Here is a 20,666-nt window from a genome sequence, read left to right on the forward strand (position 1 = left end):
TCCACAGCCACCCATCGGCTCGTGGGGAGCTCATGGGGAATCACTCGGGAGGGCGAGGCTCCTGCCGAGCCCCGGGCAGGCTGTGGATGGTCAAGTAAGCCTCGATCCCGCGCAACAAATCCGGTAGGAACCTCACGCATCGTGAGCATTGACGTTCCAGCATCCCAGCCGGAGACTCGGCCCTTATCTGCGCCTTGTGCTACAATCCAACTTCGCTCGCCTGGTGGGGGGCCGCTGAGCTTGGGCGGTGGGAGGTGGAGGTCGAGCTCATGAAGACGCGAAAAGAGGCCATCGTCCACCTCAAGGCTCTCGGGTTCTCCGCCGGCGAATGGGACAGCTTGCAGGCGGGCTCGATCTACGTCACCACCCGGCCGGACCCGACCTCGGACGATTGCTTGGTCCATCAGGGCAGGAGTGTCGTGGTTTACCCGACGGTCGAGGGCTGGGGAATCAAGGGGCCGCCCGAGGGAGCGTTCGGCCCCTCGGAGGTCGAGCCGTCCGTGTACGGTTCGCTGGACGAGGCGGTGGAGGCGGCCGCGGCCTTCGTGGCTGCCGGTGGGGGACCGCTGACTCGGATCAGTCGCGACCTCATCGATCGGATCCTGGACAACCCCGATCCGGAGAGAGTTGTCTCTGGTATCGGCATGTGCATCGAACCGAGGGACGAGAGCGACCCGGAGTTGGGCCTCTCCCGGCCCGAGATGAACTTCTGCTCCTACCAGACCTACAACGCCGAGGTCTTCCGGAACGGCCACGCCTGGTTCTTCCTCAATCCCTCGGGCGGGGAGGTGGCCCGGATCCTGACCGCGTTCGAGGAGATGGGCCTAGACGGCCCGCGCGCGATCCTCCTGGAGGCGTGTTCGGTCTTCCCCGATGCCCGCGTGCCGGCATCGCGCGAGGATCGCATCGAAGCGATCAAGGCCCTGCCCTACAAGGAGACGATGGCTTTGTGGAGCCGTCTCGATCGCGAGTATTCCGGGGATTGGGATCTGGAGCGTTCCGTCAAGGAGCAGGTCGCAAGATACCTGCGAGAACATCGCGCCGAGGTCCTCAAGCCGGAGACCAACTCCTGAGTGACTGTCCCAAAAGGCCGGGGGACGGCGGGAAACCGGGACTGGCTCCGAGTCTTCGAGGTGCCTGTCCCCCTTCCCCGGCCTGATCGATCCAGGGTTGTCGCAATGAGGTGATTGGAATGCCGTCCGGCGGATCGTCAGGACGCACCGATTTCAAGGGCCTGCCCCGAAGCATCTTGGGGGAGGTCAATGAAAAGATCCCATTGGACGAGTACCGGCTGTATTTCATAATGCTCTTGTACCTGTCGCAGGGGGCGTCCGACCTGATTGTCGATCTGGAATCGAACGAGTTGTTCAAGATTCAGGACGGCAAGATCGCTCCCGTGACCCACGGATTCAATGATACCCTCGGCGAGGAGGAGGGCTCATCCGCAATCCGGGTCGATTACGTCAAGGCCCTGGGACGATACTGCGATCTCTCAGATCCCGGATCAAAGCTCGGCAGATTCTTCATGCGCGTCGGTTCGGAATTGCTCGAGGTCGAGGCTACGAGATTGGCCGATGGTCGCGCCAGGCAGGTCGCTCTGAGGTATGTCAATGGGCCGCAATGGCGCGAGGCGGCCTGGACCTGGTTCCGAGCCATTCGGGAGGTGGACAATGGCGAGCTCCGAATGAAGTTTGGTCGCACCAAGGGAGACGAATTGGGATGGCACGTTGAAATAATCAAATTCAAATCCTATTTGGCAAGAATGTGGTTCGATTTGTCACACGTCAAGGGACTGCTTCTCTGGTTGGGCATCACAGCCCTCGTCGTTGTCGTGTCTCTGGTCTTCGCTCTTGCGATGTTGGGGGACAGGCTCCTCAGAGACACGTCTTGAGGCGACGGCCAGGTTTCGCGGCACCGCCAGGACCGTGAGAGCATCCGTCGTGGTCGAGGCGGCCTGTTCATCCGGTCCCCACGCACGTCATTCCGTGCCAGGTGCCAACCTCGCAGGCGTGGCTCCGTCGCGATTCGGCGCGGTGCTCGTGGCACTCTGTTTGCGACTTGCGTAAGGTAGGACGACGAAGAGGGAACGGGCCGGATCGTCGACCCGGCGCGGGCCGGCACCTCGCGACCGCGAGCAGGGACCTGAACGCGAGGCGGCCGGATGGCATCCGACGGGCAACAGCGCGAGATCGCACGACCGGCCTTCACCGGGTTCGTCCGGGTGCGGGGGGCGCGCGAGCACAACCTCAAGGACGTGAGCCTGGAGATCCCTCGCGAGGCCCTGGTGGTCTTCACCGGGGTCTCCGGATCGGGCAAATCCTCGCTGGCGTTCGGGACGCTCTACGGCGAGGCGCAGCGGCGCTACCTCGAATCGGTCTCGCCGTATGCGCGGCGGCTCTTCCACCAGCTCGGCAACCCGGACGTGGACGAGATCGACGGCCTGCCCCCGGCGGTGGCCCTCCAGCAGCAGCGCGGGACCCCCTCCACGCGGTCCTCGGTCGGGTCGGTGACGACGCTCTCCAACCTGCTGCGGATGCTCTACTCGCGGGCGGGCGACTACCCGCCGGGCCGGGCGATCATCTACGCCGAGGGGTTCTCGCCCAACACGCCGGAGGGGGCCTGCCCGGAGTGCCACGGCCTGGGTCGGGTCTACACCGCGACCGAGCGATCGATGGTCCCGGACGACTCTCTCACGATCCGCGAGCGCGCCGTCGCCGCCTGGCCGACCGCCTGGCACGGCCAGAACCTCCGCGAGATCCTCATGACGCTCGGCTACGACGTGGACCGCCCCTGGCGTGAGCTGCCGAGGAAGGACCGCGACTGGATCCTCTTCACCGACGAGCAGCCCACGGTCCCGGTCTACTCGGGCTTCACCGCCGACGAGGTGAGGAAGGCCCTGAAGCGGAAGGACCCGCCCAGCTACATGGGGACCTTCACGAGCGCCCGCCGCCACGTCCTGCACACGTTCGCCACCACCCAGAGCCCCCTCATGAAGAAGCGGGCCCTGCAATACATGCTGAGCGCCGACTGCCCGACCTGCGGCGGCAAGCGGCTCCGCCGCGAGGCCCTGAGCGTGACGTTCGCGGGCCTGGACATCACCGAGATGTCCCGCCAGCCGCTGAGCCGACTGGCCGGGATCCTCCGCCCCCACGCCGACGGCAAGGCCCCCGGCATGGAAAAACTCGCGAGGGAGCACCCCGAGACGCTCCTGGTCGTCCGGCGGATCGCCCAGGACCTCATGGGGCGCCTCGCCGTCCTGATCGACCTCGGGCTCGGCTATCTCACGCTCGAGCGATCGACGCCGACCCTCTCGCCGGGCGAGCTCCAGCGCCTGCGGCTGGCGACGCAGGTGCGCTCCAACCTCTTCGGCGTCGTCTACGTCCTGGACGAACCCTCCGCCGGGCTTCATCCCGCCGACACCGAGGCCCTGCTGCGGGCGCTCGACGGCCTGAAGGCCGCGGGCAACTCGCTGTTCGTCGTCGAGCACGAGATCGAGGTCATCCGCCGGGCCGACTGGATCGTCGACGTCGGCCCGGCCGCGGGCGAGCACGGCGGCGAGATCCTCTACAGCGGCCCCCCCGAGGGCCTCCGCGGCATCGAGGCCTCCCAGACCCGCCGCCACCTCTTCCAGGACGCCCCGCCGCCGCGCCGGCAGCCCCGCACGCCGAAGGCCTGGCTGAAGCTGGCCGGCGTGACGCGGAACAACCTCCACGATCTGGACGCCGCGTTCCCCCTGGGCGTCTTCACGAGCGTGACCGGCGTCTCCGGGTCGGGCAAGTCCAGCCTCGTCAGCCAGGCCCTGGTCGAGCTCGTCGCCGAGCACCTGGGCCATGAACCGCCCGTCGAGGAGGACGAGACGCACGACCTGGAACGCCCCTCGACCTCGGCCGAGACCGGCGGCCGGATCGTCTCCGGCATGGAGGGCATCCGCCGCCTCGTCCGCGTCGACCAGCGGCCGATCGGCCGGACCCCGCGTTCGAACCTCGCCACGTACACGGGCCTCTTCGACCCAATCCGCAAGCTCTTCGCCGCGACCAAGGCCGCGAAGGCCCGCCATTACGACGCCGGCCGGTTCTCGTTCAACGTCGCCAAGGGGCGCTGCGGCAACTGCGAGGGCGAGGGCTTCGTGATGGTCGAGCTCCTCTTCCTGCCCAGCGTGTACGCCCCGTGCCCCGTCTGCCACGGTGCCCGCTACAACGAGGACACCCTGAAGATCCGGTACCGCGGCAAGACCATCGCCGACGTGCTGGGCCTGACCGTGGACGCCGCCTGCGACTTCTTCGCCGCCGAGCCCGCGGTATTACGCCCCTTGACCGTCCTCCGCGAGGTGGGCCTGGGTTACATCCGCCTGGGCCAGCCCGCCACCGAGCTCTCCGGCGGCGAGGCCCAGCGCATCAAGCTCGCCACCGAGCTCCAGCGCCCCCAGCGCGGGGATACCCTCTACATCCTCGACGAGCCGACCACCGGCCTCCATCCCGCCGACGTCGACAAGCTCCTCGCCCAGCTCGACAACCTGGTCCAGTCCGGCAACACCGTCCTCGTCGTCGAGCACGACCTCAAGGTCATCGCCTCCAGCGACTGGATCGTCGACGTCGGCCCCGGCGCCGGCGACGAGGGGGGCAAGATCGTCGCCGCCGGCCCGCCGGCCGAGGTGGCGCGAAGTCCCGAAAGCCGCACGGCGCCCTATCTGGCCCGGCATCTCGACGGCCCCGAGCGGAGGCAAAACGGCCACGCCTGACCACCTTGCACCCGGGAATCGATCGCCGTCGCGGGTTCGGTCCGTCGAACCCGCGAGCTTCGGTCACGATCGGGTCGCGACGGGATGACGCGTCAGTTTTCGAGGCGGAGGCCGGCGGCCTCGGTGATGCGGTCGAACGCGGCGGCCTGGGTGGCGAGGTAGACGACTTCGGCCGTCTCGGAGTCGGAGTAGTGCTTGCGGACCGCCTCGACGTCGGAGTCCGTGATCAGCGCCGGGCTGACCGTGATCTTGCGGACGAGGGCGAGGGCCGCCTGCTCGGCCGGCGTGCTGGAGAAGTCGGGCCGGTCCAGGGCGAAGACCTGGTCGTCGGTCAAGCCCAGGTCGTTGAGCCGCTGCTTGGCATGGCCCAGGGCGTACCAGGCGCGGTCGTGGCGGGCGCCGACCCAGGCGATCTTCGCCTTCAATGCCGGGCTGAGCTTGCCCTTGGTCTCGGCGCGGGCGAACGCGTCGGCGAGACGCTTGCCCCCCTTGGGGAAGTTGCCGAGCAGTCGGGCCCACTCCGGGGCGGGCGCCGAGGCCGACCAGTCGGAGGGGAGCACCGCGCGGGCGTGGGCCTCGTCGGCCAGCGGGAGGCGGGGGGTTCGCTTGCGGGCGGCGTCGAGGGCCTTCTCGACCTGCTCGCGCGACTCGAGCTCGCCGCGCGAGACCGGCTTCGCGCAGGCCATGCCGGCCGCGTTCGGATCGAGGGGCGCCACCAGGCTGCGCATCGCCTTGTACTTGTCGGAGGTCGGGGTGAGGAAGGTCCGGTGCTTCTCCTGGGGGATCGCCAGGGGGCCGGTCCAGCGGTTCGTCGCGTTGTTGCCCGCCACGCTCAGGAGGATCTCGAGGATCTGCAGGTCCTTGTAGTGCTCGCGGAGCCGGTCGATGTCGGCGTCGGTCAGCGCGTGCGGCTCGAAGGTGATCTTGCGGGTGAAGGCGAACGCGGCCCGCTGGGCCGGGGTGAACTCGGACCAGTCGCCGTCCAGCGCGGCGATCGTGTCCTCCTTCACGCCGTCGCCGGTGAGCTTGACCTCCTGGTGCCCCTGGCAGTAGGTGCAGTTGTTGGCCCGGGAGACGATCCAGAAGAGCATCGTCTTGAAGGTGTTATCCACGGTCATCGCGGGGTCGGGCTCGCGCGAGCCGCCGGCGGCCGAGCCGAGGAGGGAGGGATCGATGTGGAGCTGGCGGAGGCGTCCGTTGTTGACGATGCCGCCCCCCATGCCGGGGATGTTCCCCCGGGGGCCGGCCGCCGCGGCGCGGGCCTTGGCCTCGGCGATCTCCGCGTCGGTGGGCGGGGGGAGCGGGAGCCGGGGTCGCGACTCCTTGGATCGTTCGAGCTGCGCCTTCAGGTCGTCGCGGGTCGCCGCGACCTTCGACGGCTCGTCCGCCGCCCGATCGTCGCCCGCGGGGCAGGGGGCGTGCACGATCGTGAGCATCGAGGCCGCGAGGGCCGTTCGCAGGATTCCTCTCATGGCGTGGATTCCTCTCATGAATGGGTTCGGGATGTTCGTCGCGCCGAGGCCGGTCAATCGTCCTGCCGCATGACCAGGAGCTGAGGATGCGTGGTCACGGCGTAGGTGGCTTCCTTCTTCACGACCTTCCCCCTGGCGTCCTTCAGCTCGAGGACGACCTTGTAGTTGAGGTCCGAACCGACGAGCTTGCCCTCGCCGTTTGCGTCATAGCCCTGGAGCGTCAGGCCGGATTTCCAGTCGCTGTCGGCGACGTGGATGGAAGGGCTCCGTTGCGCCAGGGCCTCGGGCTTCTCGCCCGCCTTCCAGGCGTCGAGAACGGTCACGATTGCGTTGCGGCCGTCCGTGGGATCGGAAGGCTTCGCGCCGATCCCGCAGCCGGCGGTCCCCAGCAGGATCAGGAGGGCGGCCGGCCATCGGGGCCGGCGGAGCCAGAGAGTCGGTGTCGGGTTCAAGGCGGGGTCTCCGAACAGGAGGCGGATCGCGTGGGACAGGGATCGGTATCAATCTCAGGTCTCAGTAGCTGTCGCTGCTGATGACTTCTCCGCCGCTACGAGTGCCCAGGGCCCGCCAGGTCGGGATGGAAATCGACGTCTTGACGAACCGGACCGACCCGTCGGCCAGGGTCACGTTCACCCCGCCGGGGTGCCGGCTGTTGGCGGTGGTGCTGATCCGCGAGGGCGGGAACATGCACGACCGCGAATTCGGCGGGCTGCCGTGGTAGTACCGCGTACCCGTGTGCTGGTCGGTCAACCAGGGCGCGCCGCCGTTCGAGTTGCCCTGCATGGTCAGGTCCAGGATGTTGATCGCCCGGCACTGCTGGTAAGCCTCGTCGGCGCTGGCGGGGTAGGTCCCCGGCTTGTAGGTGTCGGAGAGCTCGGTGGAGACGCCGTTGCTGAAGTCCCCCTTCACGTGCTCGCTGAAGGCGGCCGTGTTGCTCGTGCCATCGGTCACGGCGGCGATCTTCACGGCATAGTCCGTGAACAGCAGGCCGTTCGGCGGCGGCATGGCGACGTTGACCTGCGACGTGTCCTGCGTCCCGTACGAGTTGACGATGCTCGTGCCGCAGTTGGCCCGATAATTGATGCCGGCCCAGCCGGCGGGGAGCATGTCCACGGCGTCGCTCGGGCAGACGAAGACGTTGACGCTCGTCACCAGGGCCGTCGAATTCTGGACCGTCTGGGAGGTCAGGCTGAAGTTGATCGCATTCGTGAGCGCCGACTGCTCGATGTAGGGGAGCAGCCGCGCCTGGTGCGAGATGTCGTTGGTCATCTTCGTCGTCACGTTGAGGAGCTTGCCGATCGGGAACGAACCCTGGGTGTCGTGATAGCCGTGCAGGGCGAGGCCGAGCTGCTTGAGATTGTTCACGCACTGGGCACGGCGGGCCGCCTCGCGGGCCGACTGCACCGCGGGGAGCAGGAGGGCGATCAGGACGGCGATGATCGCGATGACGACGAGCAGCTCGATGAGCGTGAAGCCGGAACGTCTGGGCATGAAAACAGCTCCTTGCGTGAGAGAGAGGAACAATTTCGAGTCGAATCAGGAGTTCGCGGACGACGATCACCGGGCCATTCGGCCCCGCGATCCGTCAGGAATGTCCGCGCGGCGTGTGGTAGCCGGTTGTGACGAACCTTGATCGCGGAGGCGGGCCTCCACGACATGGGTGAGTCCGCGGACGGCGGATCCTTCGGACGGTCCCCCGGCCGGCGTCCCGGCCCGTGGACGGCCGCTGTGACCATCGACGTGCCTCGAGCGCGGTCCACGCCACGGGCGCCACGGCACTCGCCGCGCTCCGCCAAACCGGCGGCGGCAGGGGCGACAGGCTTCGCGACGCCATCGCCCGGTGGATTGACGCCGCGCGAGGACGAGCCGCATCAGCAGGCCGAGGGTCGGGGAGCCCGGAGGCGCAAGGGCGTGGGCGTCAGGCGGACGCCGGCCCGCTCAATCGGGGAGGGTGGAAGACGGCGAGTCCGCAGAACGAGGGAAGGGAGTCGGTCTCGTCGGATGGGAAGTGATCGGATTCCAAAGCGAGCGCGTCGAGCGGAACGGACAGTATCGCCCACTGGCCGCTCATGTCGACCGGCACGACCATCGGCTCCGCGGGCGCGGCCGGGATGCCAGAGCAGAGTGCCCCGGAGCAGGGCACCGGAGCATGGGCCGGGTCGGGCGTCCCGGGATTGACCGACTGGCCGAGAGCCCACATCTCGCTCAGGCGAGCGAGCCCGGCCGTGTTGGTGGACGTCACCCGGTGGAGCTTGCAGCCGGCCTCCGCCGCCGTCGGCGCAATCAGTGCCAGGGCCGTCAGCGTCGAGAACGCGGCGGACCTCAACCATGCCGATCGTATCGCGACGGCGGTCTGCATGAGCACGGGATCGAGTCGCAGTTCGGGGACTGGAGGAATCGTCAGTGAGACGATCGAATGTGCGATGGAGTAGAAGGGTACATCCTCGTCGGGCCACGTGCAACCAGTTTAATATGAATATCGTGCGAGCGGGATTGCCGGGCCGGTCGGGCCGGGGCGGCCCATCCTCGACCTCCTCGTCCGCCCTCGCCGACGAGCCGCGACCCGGACATCTCCCCGGAACGAAGCCACGGGGCCGCGTCTCGAGCGTGGTGATGGCGACGAGCTTACCTCGAAACCTGGCCGATCGATCTCGGAAGGCGAACGGAAGGGGAACCCGCTCGCCTCGAGGCTTGCTACGATGTCGCGTGGGTGGACTCGCGATACCCTGTCGTGCTGCCCCGTTGTGGAGTCGTGTCCCTCAAGGCGATCCGGGCGGTTCCCATGATGATGCGGACGATGGTGCTCCTGGCTGCCCTCTCGAGGTGGATCCCAACGGCCGCGGCCCATGCGCCGGTCGCCATGATCGAGGACCGGCCGCTCGTCGTCCTCACCGTGCTCGACGAGGAGACGGGCCGCCCGGTGGAACGCTTCCTCGTCGTGCCCGCGGTCCCGCACGCGGGGCCGGGAGGGAGGCGGGTCGCGAACTGGCAGCCGCACCTGGTCCGGGAGTCGACCGGGGGTCGGTACGTCTGGCCCGAGGAGCGGTCGTACGAGACCTTCCAGTTGCGGGTGGAGGCCGACGGCTACCGGCCGTCGACGACGGACTGGCTGCGCAGGGAGGATGGGCTCAGGAACCTGACGGTCCGGCTCCGCCCCGATCACGGCACCCGCGGGATCGTGCTGTCCCCCGACGGATCGCCGGCCGCCGCGGCCACGATCGGAGTCGCCCTGCCGAACCGGACCTTGCGACTGGCGGGGCCGACGATCGAAGGGGCCGGGAAGCCGCCGGCCGAGAAGCTCGGGGACCGCTGGCAGCAGCCGGCCACGACGCGGGCCAACGCCGCCGGCAAGTTCCGGCTGACGACCGAGACCGATCCGGCCGCCGTGGTCGTGGTCGTCCACGAGTCCGGATACCTCGACGGGCCGTTCGCGGACCTGCTCGGCGCGGGCGACAGGCCGACCTCCTTCACGGAGCTGCGGCTCCGGGCGTGGGGGCGGATCAGGGGCCGCATCCTCTGGGGTGACCGACCCGGCCGGGACGAACCGATCGAGCTCATCGTATCCCGGGAATGGCTCTACCCGGACATGGTCGGGATGTACGCCACGATCCGGTCGGGGGCGGATGGCCGCTTCGCATTCCGGTACATCCCGCCCGGGGGGGCCCAGCTCTCTCGGCTTGCCCCGACGCGGGATGGAAAGGGGCTTACGTCGTATCAATTTCCCATGATGCATCTGGACGTGCCGCCGGGAGACGGGGCCGAGGTCGTGCTCGGCGGCCGGGGCCGGGCCGTGGTCGGTCGGGTGACCGGGCTCGGCTCCTGCAAGGGCGTGACGATCTCCGCCCATCCTCCGGCTCCCCATTTCGGCTTCCCCGGCGATGAGGAGCAATGGCGCGGCAGGGCGGCCCTGCAGGAGAGCCCTGCCGGGGCGGTCGTCTTTCGCGACGCGATCCCCGTCGCCGCGGACGGGACCTTCCGGATCGAGGGACTCGTGCCGGGCTCGTACGGACTCATGGCCCATCAGGGCGGGCAAATCCTCGGCGGGACGAGCGTCACGGTCAGGCCGGACGCGGGGGACGAGGCCGCGGAGAGTGTGCTCGTCGAGATCCGCGCCTCGCGTCCCTCGCGATGAAGAGCCGGGGCCGCCCCGAGGAGGACGCACGAGTCGTCCCGAGGCCGTCGGTGCCGTGATATCGGCCCTGCGAGGATTGCCCCGGCCGGCGATCGAGCGCGACCGATTCAGGCCGGATTCGGACCGGCTTCGAAAACGTGGTCTAGGGTTCGATTGTGGCCGAGCGCTCGTTTCGTGGACGCGAGCCGCGACAATCCTGGCCGGGGGGATATGATGCTTGATCGCGCACGCATGACAGGAATGATCGTTTGCCTTGGGGCCAGTACGCTGTTCCACGGCGGGAGGGCCGAGGCCTCGGTGCTCAACGTTTATTATCGCGCCAACGCCGACTCCCCCTGGGTCTTCTACTCGGGGGCCAACTCGGATGCCGCGGCCAATGCGACCGTCGCGGAGCTTCAGGCCAGCGGATACGCGACGCAGATCGTCCCGGGCAACGGCGTTGCGGGGACCTCGTCGAGCGCGAACGTCGTGACTCCCGGCGCGGCGTCATATGACAGCACCTCTTACGTCAACTCGTCGGGCGGTTGGTATGGCCGAGGCGGGAGCGGCTGGTACGGCGGCGGGGGCGGCTGGTACGGCGGCGGGGGCGGTTGGACGGGCGGCGGCGGCTTCCGCCACGCGGATCGCTGGCACCATGACGACCAGCACCACGAGCATTCGCACGAGGCAAGCCACCACGGCGCGCAGCATCCGACCCGACATCCGCACCAACGAGCCGCTGCCCATCAGACCCATCCCCACGCCCATCACGGCGCGCACCACAACGCGCATCACGGCCACTCGCACTCGCACTCCCATTCGCATTCTCACGGCCACGGGCACGGACACCACGGGAAGAAGTGAACGCGGCGCCGTCCTTGAATCCGATCCCTCACCGACTCGACGAGGCCTCCATGCGAACCTTCCTCGCCCTTGTCATCGCGGCCGGACTGGCCGCGGGCTCGCAGATCGTCCACGCCCAGGCTCCCATCGCCGGCGATCCCGGGCGTCCCGGGCCGGCGGATTCGGACGCACTCCAGCGCCGCAAGGCCATCGTGGCACTGGCCGCGAACAAGGTTGCCCCCGACACCGCGGTCCCGACGCTCGCTCGGATGCTCCGGGACCCGGACGCCGGGGTGCGACGGACGGCCGCGCTCACGCTGGCGACCTACGGCCCTTCGGCTCAAGGGGCCGTGGCCGACCTCGCGGCGGCGCTCCAGGACCAGGACCCCCAGGCGGCCGTCGCGTCGGCGATCGCCGTCGGGGCGATCGGCGCCCCGGCCAGGCAGGCGGTGCCGGCGTTGCTCGTCGCCTTGCAGTCGACGAACGCTCCACTCCGCCAGGCTTCGGCCGTGGCCCTCGGCGAGATCGGTCCGGACGCGGCCGCCGCCGCGCCGGTGCTGACGAGTCGCCTCGCCGACGCCGACGCGTCGCTACGCGAAGCCGCCGCCGCGGCCCTCGGCAAGATCGGACCCGGGGCGAAGGAATCGGTCCCCGCGCTGGTCAAGTCCCTGGGCGATCCCGATGAGGGCACGCGCGTCGCCGCCATCGAGGCGCTCGTGAACATCGGCCCGGACGCCACGTCGGCGATCCCCGACCTGGCCCGCAAGCTCGCGGATCCCTCGGCATCGGCACGGTTGAAGGCGGCCCAGGCGCTGGGGGCGATCGGCCGCGACGCAAGCTCGGCCGCGCCCTCGCTCGCGGCCCTGCTGACGAGCAAGGAGGCGAAGCCGGATCTGCGCCAGGCCGCCGCCCAGTCTCTCGGCGCGATCGGCACGGCCTCGCCGGTCACGGTGCCCGCACTGGCCGCGGCCCTCGGCGACGACGACGACGACCTGCGCCACGCCGCCGCCTATGCGATCGGCGACATCGGCCCGGGCGCCGTCGCCGCGGTCCCGGCCCTGATCGACACCCTCGACGACGACGATGAGGAAGTCCGCTCGGAGGTCGCGTACGCCCTGGGTGCCATCGGCCCGGGCGCCGTCGCCGCGATCCCGGACCTGAAGGAAGCACTCGACGACGAGGACGCGACCGTTCGCAAGGCCGTCGCCGAAGCCCTTGGACGCATTCAGGGCCGCTAGGTCGCGATGGTCGCCGTGGCGCCCGGATCGCATGCGAAGGATGCACTTCGTGGGAGCCGGCTCCGTCCGGCGACCTCTCGTGCTTCGGCCGGCGGCAAGGGCACTTGACGATTGCCGGACGGAGCCGGCGATCCGCTAATCAGGGCCCTAATCCAGCCGCACCATCCCATCGCCGCGCTTCGGGAATCGCACGAGTACGCCCGGGTCGTGGCCGGGGATGATCAGGTCGGGCCTCGTCGCGATCCGGCGCATCCGATCCTGCGCGGCGAGGTTGGCCTTGCCGTCACGGGCCCCATCGGTGGGGTATCCGTCGACCATTATCGGCCGTTCCGGAGGGCCCGGGCAATGCTCTCCGCGCCCGACGGCCTCCGCCATTGCCCGGGAAAGATGGCTGGGCGCTTGACATGCCTCGGGGATGTCCGTCAGAGTGAGATATCCACTTTTGCGGTGTTTTCGATCCCCGGGCGTGTCTCCATGCCTTCTCTCGCATCAGGCCGCCGGCTCCTTCGCGAGCTCGCCGCGATCGGCGTGTTCCTCGCGATCGGCTGCATCGCCAGCCCTCGGGCGTCGGCTTCGTGCGGCGACGTGGTGCCAGGTCGATCGAGCCACACCTTCGCTCCGATGCTGGTGATTCCTGGAGAATCGGAGCGTCGCGATCGGGAGTTCCTCGACTCCGGACACTCTCGTTCCGGAAAGTCTCCCGGTCCCCCTTGCACGGGGATGTCGTGCTCCAGGCGATCGGGGACCTCGGAATTGCCCGGCCCGTCGGTCTCGGGGCAAAACGACCCTGCCTGCCACGACACTCTCGGCTCGCTCGCGGGAATGGCGGGGGGGCGTTTCTCGAACTCCACTTCCCTCCTCTCGCTGCCCCCCATCCGTGAGGGTGGCATCGATCGTCCTCCGCGACGGAAATCCGGACGGTGATCGGGACTTCCGCCCCGGAGATCTCCATCGGGATCGCCCGATCGGGGCGAGGCCGTCCGTCCAGGACTGCCTGCGGGGATTGCGCTCGCTCCTGACGGAGCGGCTGCGCACCCGGCCGAGACCCGAAGCAGACTCGTGCGCCGAATCCGCGAGGCGGTATCGACGCGGAGTGTGACGATCGACCCTTCGCTGCACGCAAAAACAAAGAGATTGACATGATTTCGAACAATCACCTGGTGAAGGCGTTCGGGCTGCGCATCCGGTTGCCGGCATCCCCCGCCTCGTTGTGTCCCCGAGGGATCGGCGCGTTGACTCTGGCCGCGATGCTCGCGGGCTGTCGCGGGAGCGACCGCGGGGAGGCGATCGCCACACATCCCGTGCGAGGCTCGGTGCTCCTGGGCGACGGGCGGCCGGTCCCCGGCGGCCTGGTCACGTTCGTTCCGCAGGGGACGACGGGTCGCCAGGCGGTGGGCACGCTGCAAGAGGACGGGACCTTTCGGCTCACGACGGAGACGCCGGACGACGGCATCGCCGAGGGACGATACCGCGTGCGGGTCGAGCCATTCGCGACGGGGGATGCCGTCACGAAGCTCGATCCCAAGGCCAAGATCCCGGGCCGCTACATGGACGAGGATACGTCCGGGATCGAGGTCAACATCAAGGCGGGGATCGAGGTTCTCGATCCGTTTCGCCTCAAGTGAGCTCGCCCCGCGGCGAGGCGGCCTGACGTGCTCTGCAAGCTCAACGAGTTCTCACCCGGAGGGGGTTGTTCCATGATCGACGGACGAATCCTGCGAGCGGGCCGACGAGTCGGCTTCACCCTGATCGAACTCCTGGTCGTGATCGCGATCATCGCGGTCCTCATCGCCCTGCTGCTGCCGGCCGTGCAGTCCGCCCGAGAGGCGGCGCGACGCGCCCAGTGCACGAACAACCTCAAGCAAATGGGACTTGCGCTGCATAATTATGAGAGCGCCAATAACTGCTTTCCGCCCGCGGGGCAGGGCTCGGCCTACGATGGCCCGGTGCCCGGCAACCTGTTCGCGGACGGCGTGGGACTGATGCCGCGGATCCTCCAGTACATGGAGCAGAAGGCCGTCTTCGACGCGCTGAACTTCTCGCTCGACTACAACCACGTCTCGGGTTCCAATTTCACCGCCTCCACGACCATCATCTCGGCGTTCCTCTGCCCGAGCACCGCGCGGCAAGGCGACCAGTATCGCGACGCGATCGACCCGTACGACACCATGTCCCTGGCGACCGGGATCGGCTACGCGTATCAGGATTACGGGGCGACGTGCAGCACCGACATCGATCCCGAGGGGCGGACGGGGCTGCTGGCGTCGTCGCCGATCACGCCCTATCGAAACCGCACCACCTGGACCGACGGGATGCTCAAGGCCCACCGCACCAGGATCGCCGAGGTTACCGACGGCCTGAGCAATACCATCGCCGTGGCCGAGGACGCGGGCCGCGATGCCCGGTATTGCTCCGGGGCCACGGAGAATTTCTATTCCCCCGCCCAGCCGAACGTCCTCAGGGACGTCTACGGGCCGACGTTCTACAGGCGGTTCTGGCGATGGGCTTGCCCCGATGGGGCCTACAACGTCTCCGGCCAGGTCAACAATCACGGCCTCCCCGCCTGCGCGACGACGGCCTACGTCTTCCCGAATCCGACGTCGGCGAACAACGCCGGTGCGAATGATGAGATCTTCGCGTTCCATCCCGGCGGGGCCAACGCCCTGATGGGCGACGGCTCCGTGCGGTTCCTCAAGGAGTCGACCAACGTCGTCGTGCTCCGCCAGATCATCACGCTTCGCGGCGGCGAGGTCGTCTCCGGCGGCGCCTACTGAACGCCCGGGTGACACGGCATCGTCGAGATCTCCGTCCGCGGCCGGTGCGCCATCGATCCCGGTGGGATCGCACCGGTCGGTCGGACCGGCGCCTCGGGCTCGATCGAGCAGGGATTCCTTCGGCAGGGAGAGGACGAGATGACCACGGCCGACCTCGCATTTCGCGTCTCGCGGATCCGCTGCCACTGGCGGCCGCTGATCCTGGGGATCGCCACGCTTTCGCTGCTCAGCCTCTTCTGGTTCGCTTCGCGCTACCCGCAGCTCTTCAAGAAGGCCGAGCATCTCGGCAAGCCGGTGGCGAGCATGGCGTTCGGCAGCGCCCTGGTCGCGGCGGACGCGAGCGACCCGCTCTGGTGGCGACTGGCCGCGAACATGATCAACTGGCTCGACGGCATGAAGATCGGCATGTCATTCGGCATCGCCTTCGGCGCACTCCTCCACACGACGCTCCGCTACTACCCCATGAAGATCGGCAAGAACCTCTACTTGAATTCCATCAAGGGGGCGCTCGTGGGCGTGCCGATGGGGGTCTGCGCCAATTGCGCCGTGCCCGCGGCCTGCGGCGTGACCCGGGGCCACGGCCGGGTGGAGACGGCGTTGGGGTTCCTCTTCAGCTCGCCCAATTTCAACCCGGTCGTGGTGATGATGACGATCATGGCCTTGCCCTTGTCGATGGTGCTGGCCAAGTACCTGGTCCTGCTGCTGGTCATCACCGCGGTCGTCCCCGGGCTGATTGGCTGGCTGGAGCGGAGGGATCAGGTCAAGCTGGTCATCACCGACCTGGGCGAATCATCGTGCGACTTGCCCGCGACGCCGAGGCCGGATTGCAGCGAGCCGTTCCTGCCCGTCCTCCAGGAGTTGACCCGGGACATGGCCCGCAACGCCTGGATGCTGCTGAAGCCGACCGTCGCGATCATGCTGCTGGCGAGCCTCGTCGCCGCGGCCCTGCTCGAGCTCGTCCCCTGGACCAGCCTCCTCGCCCGGCCGTCGCCATTGCGGTTGCTGGCCGCGAGCGCGCTCTCGACCTTCATGCCGGTACCCATCGCACTGGATGTCATGTTCGCGTCCCAGTTGCAGGGTGAAGGGGTCTCGCCGGGCTTCGTCATGCTCTTCGCCATGACGCTGGGCACCTACAGCATCGTGCCCAGCATCTACCTGTGGCGGGACGTGTCGAAGCCCCTGGCCGTGCTCCTCTTCGGCTTCTTCGTGATCGTGGGGTGGCTCCTGGCCATGGCATTCTCCGTGTGACCGGCCGGCCGATGGATCAAGCGCACGGTTCGGCGATCATCGCCGTCCCCTCGGCTCCCAGGGGTATCCCGGTACGGCTCGGGCCCCGATCAGGTGATCTTCTCCTTGAGCAGCCGGACGGCGGCGGCGAGGTCGCGACCGCGGAAGGAGTCGAGGATGGCGCGGTGCTCCTCGTGGATCTCCATGGCGTCGGCGGTGAGCTTCTGGGTCTTGCGGAAGTGCGAGCGGATCCGGCCGACGAGGGTCTCCCAGATGACGATCAGGTCGGGCTGGCCGGCGCGCTCCAGGAGCTGGCGGTGGAACGCGAGATCGGCCTCGGCGATGGCGTGGAAGTCTCGCCGTTGGCAGGCGTCGCGCATCCGCTCGAGGATCCGCCCCCAGGCCGTGAAGTCGGGCTCGCCGAGCTCGTCGAAGACGAGGCGGAGGGCGTAGACCTCCACCGTGCGGCGGATGGGGACGATCAGGTTGCGGATCTCGCGAGGGGCCTCCGGCGCGACCACGGCGCCGCGGTTGGGACGGCTGATGAGCAGGCCCTGTGAGGACAACGCCTGCACGGCCTCGCGGACCAGGCCGCGGCCGACGCCGAACCGGCTGGAGAGCTCGGCCTCGGTCAGCCGCGAGCCGGCGAGCAGCCGGCCGGTGAGGATCTCCTCCCGCAGCACCCGGCTGAGGGAGGACTCGAATCTGCCGTCGCCTTCGGACGCCATGGCTATCGAACGCTCGCGAGGAGGGAGAGAGACGGGCCGCGCCGACCGGCGCCGGCCGCGAAGGGTGGAGTGTAGACGATCCGACTCAGATTGTCTACAATCCCGCCGTCGCGTCGGGTCGGGTCCAGGTCCGGCGGATGCGGATGCAGGTTCATCGTCGGGAGGTTCCTCATGCTCGGTCGACGTCTCCAACGGGCGATCACGATCGCGGCCATCGCCGCGCTCGTCGCCCTTGCGGGCGGGCCGGCGCGGGGGCAGCCGGCCGCGGAGGTCGAGGCGTTCGAGGCCGAGGTCCGCCCGGTCCTGATCGAGAAATGTGCGGGCTGCCACGGGCCCGTCAAGCGGAAGGGGGGGCTGCGCGTCGACGGGCGGGCGACGCTCCTGGAAGGGGGCGACTCCGGCCCCGCCGTCGTCCCGGGGAGGCCCGGGGAGAGCCTGCTGGTGCGGGCCATCCGCAGGGAAGGGGACCTGAAGATGCCTCCCGATCAGGCCCTGCCGCCCGCCCAGGTCGCCGCCCTGGAGCGATGGGTTGCGCGCGGGGCCCCGTGGCCGGCCGGGGCCGGCCCGGGAGCGGCGACGCGCCAGGAAACCTGGGCCAAACACTGGGCGTTCCGGCCGATGGCCCGGCCCGAGCCCCCGACGGTCCGCGATCCGGGCTGGGTCCGGACGCCGGTCGACGCCTTCGTGGCGGCCCGCCGCGACGCGGCGGGATTGCCGGCCGCGCCCGGGGCCGATCGCCGCACGCTGATCCGTCGCGTCTCGTACGACCTGACCGGCCTGCCGCCGACGCCGGAGGAGGTCGCGGCGTTCGTCGCCGATCCCGACCCGGCGGCCTATGAGAGGCTCGTCGATCGGCTGCTGGCCTCGCCGCGGTACGGCGAGCACTGGGCCCGCCTCTGGCTGGACGTCGCGCGGTACGCCGACACCAAGGGATACGTCTACGGCCGCGAGGAGCGTTTCTTCGTCCACGCGCCGGCCTATCGCGACTGGGTCGTCCGGGCGTTCAACCGAGACCTGCCGTACGATCGGTTCCTGCTCGACCAGATCGCCGCCGACCGGGCCGAGGCCAGCGATCCGAAGGCCCTGGCGGCGCTCGGGTTCGTGACGCTCGGCCGCCGCTTCCTGGGCGTGACCCACGACATCATCGACGACCGGATCGATGTCGTCGCCCGCGGGACCATGGGGCTGACCGTCGCCTGTGCCCGCTGCCACGACCACAAGTTCGACCCCATCCCCACGGCCGACTACTACGCGCTCTACGGCGTCTTCATGAACTGCACCGAGCGGCTGGTGGCGGTCGGCGAGCCGGCCGGTGCCGAGCCCATCCGGAGGGCCTTCCAGGCGGGACTGGAGAAGCGCCGGGATGCGCTCGAGGCGGCCGTTGCGGCGGCCCGCGCGGAGGCCTCGCGGCGGATCCGGACGCGGGTCGCGGACTACCTGGCGGCCCAGCTCGACCTCTCGAAGATCCCGGCCGACGGTTTCGACACGATCCTCGGTCCCAACGACCTGGTGCCCGCGTCGGTCCGGCGCTGGCAGGCGTACCTGGCGGCCATGGCCGCGGTCGACGACCCGGTGTTCCGCCCCTGGCGACGCCTCCGTGCCCTCCCCGAGGCCGGGTTCTCCGCCGCCGCGGCCTCGGCCCTCGACGGGCCGGCCGCGCCGGGCGCGGCGCCGCTCAATGCGCGAGTGGCCGCGGCCTTCGCCTCGCCCCCGGCGACCATCCGCGAGGTCGCCGAGCGGTACGGCCGGCTCTTCGCGGAGATCGACCGCGAGTGGCAACAGGCCCGCAAGGCCAACCCCGCCGCGAAGGGGCTGGCCGATCCCGACGCCGAGGCCCTCCGCCGGGTGCTCTACCAGCCCGAGGAGTCGCCCTGCGAGATCCCGGACGAGCCGATCGTCACCATCGAGGCGTTCCTGGACAACGAGCAGGACGTCAAGCTCTGGAACCTTCAGGGGGCGCTCGACCGCTGGCTCATCGAGACCCCCGTGGCCCCGCCGTTCGCCTCGGCCCTCGTCGATCGGGCGGAGATCCGCGAGCCCCGGGTCTTCAGGCGAGGGAACGCGGCCAACCCGGGCGACGTCGTCCCCCGGCGGTTCCTCCGCGTCATCGCCGGTCCCGACGCGCCGGCCTTCACGCAGGGGAGCGGCCGGCTCGAGCTGGCCCGCGCGATCGTCGATCCGGAGAACCCGCTGACCGCCCGGGTCTGGGTCAACCGGATCTGGGCGCACCATTTCGGCGCCGGGCTCGTGCGGACGCCCAGCGACTTCGGCATCCGCGCCGAGCCGCCCAGCCACCCCGAGCTGCTCGACTGGCTGGCCCGTCGTCTGATCGACGGGGGTTGGAGCACCAAGGCGATCCAGCGGGTCATCCTGCTGTCCTCGACCTACCGGCAGCGATCGGGCGGCCAGGGCGGGACGGCGGACGAGATCGCGACGAACAAGGATCCCGAAAACCGCCTGCTCTGGCGGATGAATCCGCATCGTCTCACATTCGAGGAGGCGCGGGACTCGCTGCTGGCCGTCACCGGCGAGCTGGACCCGCGCCAGGGCGGTCGGGGCGAACCCCTGTTCGGCGGCTCGGAGAGCCGGCGGCGGACGCTCTACGGCGAGGTGGACCGCCAGTTCCTCCCGGGCGTCTACCGGACGTTCGACTTCGCCAACCCCGACCTGCACATCCCGGTGCGGAGCGAGACGACCGTCCCGCAGCAGGCCCTGTTCGCCCTCAACCACCCGTTCTCCGCCGCCCGCGCCCGGGCGCTGTCGGCCCGGCTTCCCGGGCGCGACGAGGCCGCGATCCGGGCCCTGTTCGTCGCCGCCTTCCAGCGCGAGCCGACGGCCGCCGAGGCATCGGCTGCCGTCGAGTTCCTGGCCTCGGCCGCGGCGGTCCCTGCGGCGAGGACGCCGGCGGAGTCGCTGGCCTGGAGCTACGGGTGCATCACCGTGGATCTGGGCAAGGGCCCCGGGACGGACTTCCGCCCCATGCCCTCCTTCGACGGCAAGGGCTGGGGGGGCGGGCCGCAGTGGCCCGACCCGAAGCTCGGCTGGGCGCGGATCACGGCCGAGGGGGGGCATCCGGGGGACGACCTGGCTCGGTCGATCGCCCGCCGCTGGACGTCGCCGATCCGGGGCGAGGTCGCGGTCGAGTCCACGCTCGAGCACGACCCGACCGTGGGCGACGGCGTCCGGGCCTGGCTGGTCTCCGGCCGCCTGGGCGTGCTGAGGAAGGCCGTCGTCCACGCCGGCAAGGTCGCCATCGACGCCCCGGCGGTTTCGGTCCAGCCGGGCGACGTCCTCGACTTCGTGGTCGACATCCGCGACGGCCTGAACAGCGACCAGCACCTGTGGGCGCCGAGGATCCGGGCGACGCGGGTCGACGCCGGCCCCGCGCCGATGGATGGCTACTGGGACGCGGCGCGCGACTTCCGCGGCCCGGCCGTGAACGGCCTGTCGCCCCGCGAGCAGCTCGCCCAGGTCCTGTTGATGTCCAATGAATTCATGTTCGTTGATTGAATGGGATGGGATGGGTGTGCAACGG

16 protein-coding genes are annotated in these 20,666 nt (G+C 69.6%); 10 read left to right on the plus strand and 6 right to left on the minus strand.

Annotated features, from left to right (window positions below):
• Nucleotides 1-269 precede the first annotated feature (269 nt).
• From G6O54_RS30005 to G6O54_RS30015, 3 genes are all read left to right on the plus strand, one after another.
• Nucleotides 270-1,073 (plus strand): DMP19 family protein, encoded by an 804-nt coding sequence (locus tag G6O54_RS30005; RefSeq protein ID WP_165232047.1) that lies wholly within the window; start codon nucleotides 270-272, stop codon nucleotides 1,071-1,073.
• Between the two features lie 119 nt (nucleotides 1,074-1,192).
• Entirely contained in the window at nucleotides 1,193-1,891 is a 699-nt protein-coding gene (locus G6O54_RS30010; RefSeq protein ID WP_165232050.1) for a hypothetical protein, read from the plus strand.
• Between the two features lie 270 nt (nucleotides 1,892-2,161).
• Nucleotides 2,162-4,738, plus strand: coding sequence for an excinuclease ABC subunit UvrA (locus G6O54_RS30015; RefSeq protein ID WP_165232053.1), 2,577 nt, complete (start codon nucleotides 2,162-2,164; stop codon nucleotides 4,736-4,738).
• Between the two features lie 92 nt (nucleotides 4,739-4,830).
• Here the strand turns inward: G6O54_RS30015 and G6O54_RS30020 are convergent, their stop codons facing one another.
• The 4 genes from G6O54_RS30020 to G6O54_RS30035 form a co-directional block, all read right to left on the minus strand.
• Complete coding sequence (locus tag G6O54_RS30020) at nucleotides 4,831-6,210, minus strand: carboxymuconolactone decarboxylase family protein (protein ID WP_165232056.1); 1,380 nt, start codon at nucleotides 6,208-6,210, stop codon at nucleotides 4,831-4,833.
• Nucleotides 6,211-6,263: 53 nt separating this feature from the next.
• Nucleotides 6,264-6,662 carry a hypothetical protein gene (locus tag G6O54_RS30025; protein WP_165232059.1) on the minus strand — a complete coding sequence of 133 codons (399 nt, stop codon included), beginning with the start codon at nucleotides 6,660-6,662 and terminating at the stop codon, nucleotides 6,264-6,266.
• 61 nt (nucleotides 6,663-6,723) lie between these two features.
• The gene (locus G6O54_RS30030) at nucleotides 6,724-7,701 is read right to left on the minus strand and encodes a DUF1559 domain-containing protein (RefSeq protein ID WP_165232062.1); all 978 of its coding nucleotides are present in this window, start codon (nucleotides 7,699-7,701) and stop codon (nucleotides 6,724-6,726) included.
• A 427-nt stretch (nucleotides 7,702-8,128) separates the two neighbouring features.
• The gene (locus G6O54_RS30035; protein ID WP_165232065.1) at nucleotides 8,129-8,569 is read right to left on the minus strand and encodes a hypothetical protein; all 441 of its coding nucleotides are present in this window, start codon (nucleotides 8,567-8,569) and stop codon (nucleotides 8,129-8,131) included.
• Nucleotides 8,570-8,941: 372 nt separating this feature from the next.
• Between G6O54_RS30035 and G6O54_RS30040 the strand changes: the two genes are divergently transcribed.
• The 3 genes from G6O54_RS30040 to G6O54_RS30050 all read left to right on the plus strand — a co-directional run bounded on the left by G6O54_RS30040 (nucleotide 8,942) and on the right by G6O54_RS30050 (nucleotide 12,402).
• Nucleotides 8,942-10,342, plus strand: coding sequence for a hypothetical protein (locus tag G6O54_RS30040; RefSeq protein ID WP_165232068.1), 1,401 nt, complete (start codon nucleotides 8,942-8,944; stop codon nucleotides 10,340-10,342).
• Nucleotides 10,343-10,639: 297 nt separating this feature from the next.
• The gene (locus tag G6O54_RS30045) at nucleotides 10,640-11,185 is read left to right on the plus strand and encodes a hypothetical protein (RefSeq protein ID WP_165232071.1); all 546 of its coding nucleotides are present in this window, start codon (nucleotides 10,640-10,642) and stop codon (nucleotides 11,183-11,185) included.
• 50 nt (nucleotides 11,186-11,235) lie between these two features.
• Nucleotides 11,236-12,402 carry a HEAT repeat domain-containing protein gene (locus tag G6O54_RS30050; protein ID WP_165232074.1) on the plus strand — a complete coding sequence of 389 codons (1,167 nt, stop codon included), beginning with the start codon at nucleotides 11,236-11,238 and terminating at the stop codon, nucleotides 12,400-12,402.
• Between the two features lie 147 nt (nucleotides 12,403-12,549).
• On the opposite strand, the gene G6O54_RS30055 is transcribed toward G6O54_RS30050, so the two are convergent.
• Nucleotides 12,550-12,720, minus strand: coding sequence for a hypothetical protein (locus G6O54_RS30055; RefSeq protein ID WP_165232077.1), 171 nt, complete (start codon nucleotides 12,718-12,720; stop codon nucleotides 12,550-12,552).
• An 821-nt stretch (nucleotides 12,721-13,541) separates the two neighbouring features.
• On the opposite strand from G6O54_RS30055, the gene G6O54_RS30060 reads away from it, so the two are divergent.
• The 3 genes from G6O54_RS30060 to G6O54_RS30070 all read left to right on the plus strand — a co-directional run bounded on the left by G6O54_RS30060 (nucleotide 13,542) and on the right by G6O54_RS30070 (nucleotide 16,424).
• Complete coding sequence (locus G6O54_RS30060; protein WP_165232080.1) at nucleotides 13,542-14,027, plus strand: carboxypeptidase-like regulatory domain-containing protein; 486 nt, start codon at nucleotides 13,542-13,544, stop codon at nucleotides 14,025-14,027.
• A gap of 72 nt (nucleotides 14,028-14,099) precedes the next feature.
• Nucleotides 14,100-15,176, plus strand: a complete 1,077-nt coding sequence (locus tag G6O54_RS30065; RefSeq protein WP_165232083.1) for a DUF1559 domain-containing protein — start codon at nucleotides 14,100-14,102, stop codon at nucleotides 15,174-15,176.
• A 138-nt stretch (nucleotides 15,177-15,314) separates the two neighbouring features.
• Nucleotides 15,315-16,424, plus strand: coding sequence for a permease (locus tag G6O54_RS30070; protein ID WP_165232086.1), 1,110 nt, complete (start codon nucleotides 15,315-15,317; stop codon nucleotides 16,422-16,424).
• 89 nt (nucleotides 16,425-16,513) lie between these two features.
• Here the strand turns inward: G6O54_RS30070 and G6O54_RS30075 are convergent, their stop codons facing one another.
• On the minus strand, nucleotides 16,514-17,131 hold the full coding sequence (locus tag G6O54_RS30075) for a GntR family transcriptional regulator (RefSeq protein WP_165232089.1): 618 nt from the start codon (nucleotides 17,129-17,131) through the stop codon (nucleotides 16,514-16,516).
• Nucleotides 17,132-17,302: 171 nt separating this feature from the next.
• On the opposite strand from G6O54_RS30075, the gene G6O54_RS30080 reads away from it, so the two are divergent.
• On the plus strand, nucleotides 17,303-20,641 hold the full coding sequence (locus G6O54_RS30080; protein ID WP_165232092.1) for a PSD1 and planctomycete cytochrome C domain-containing protein: 3,339 nt from the start codon (nucleotides 17,303-17,305) through the stop codon (nucleotides 20,639-20,641).
• The last annotated feature ends 25 nt before the right edge of the window (nucleotides 20,642-20,666 follow it).

It is taken from the genome of Aquisphaera insulae (genome assembly GCF_011064615.1).
Classification (GTDB): domain Bacteria; phylum Planctomycetota; class Planctomycetia; order Isosphaerales; family Isosphaeraceae; genus Aquisphaera; species Aquisphaera insulae.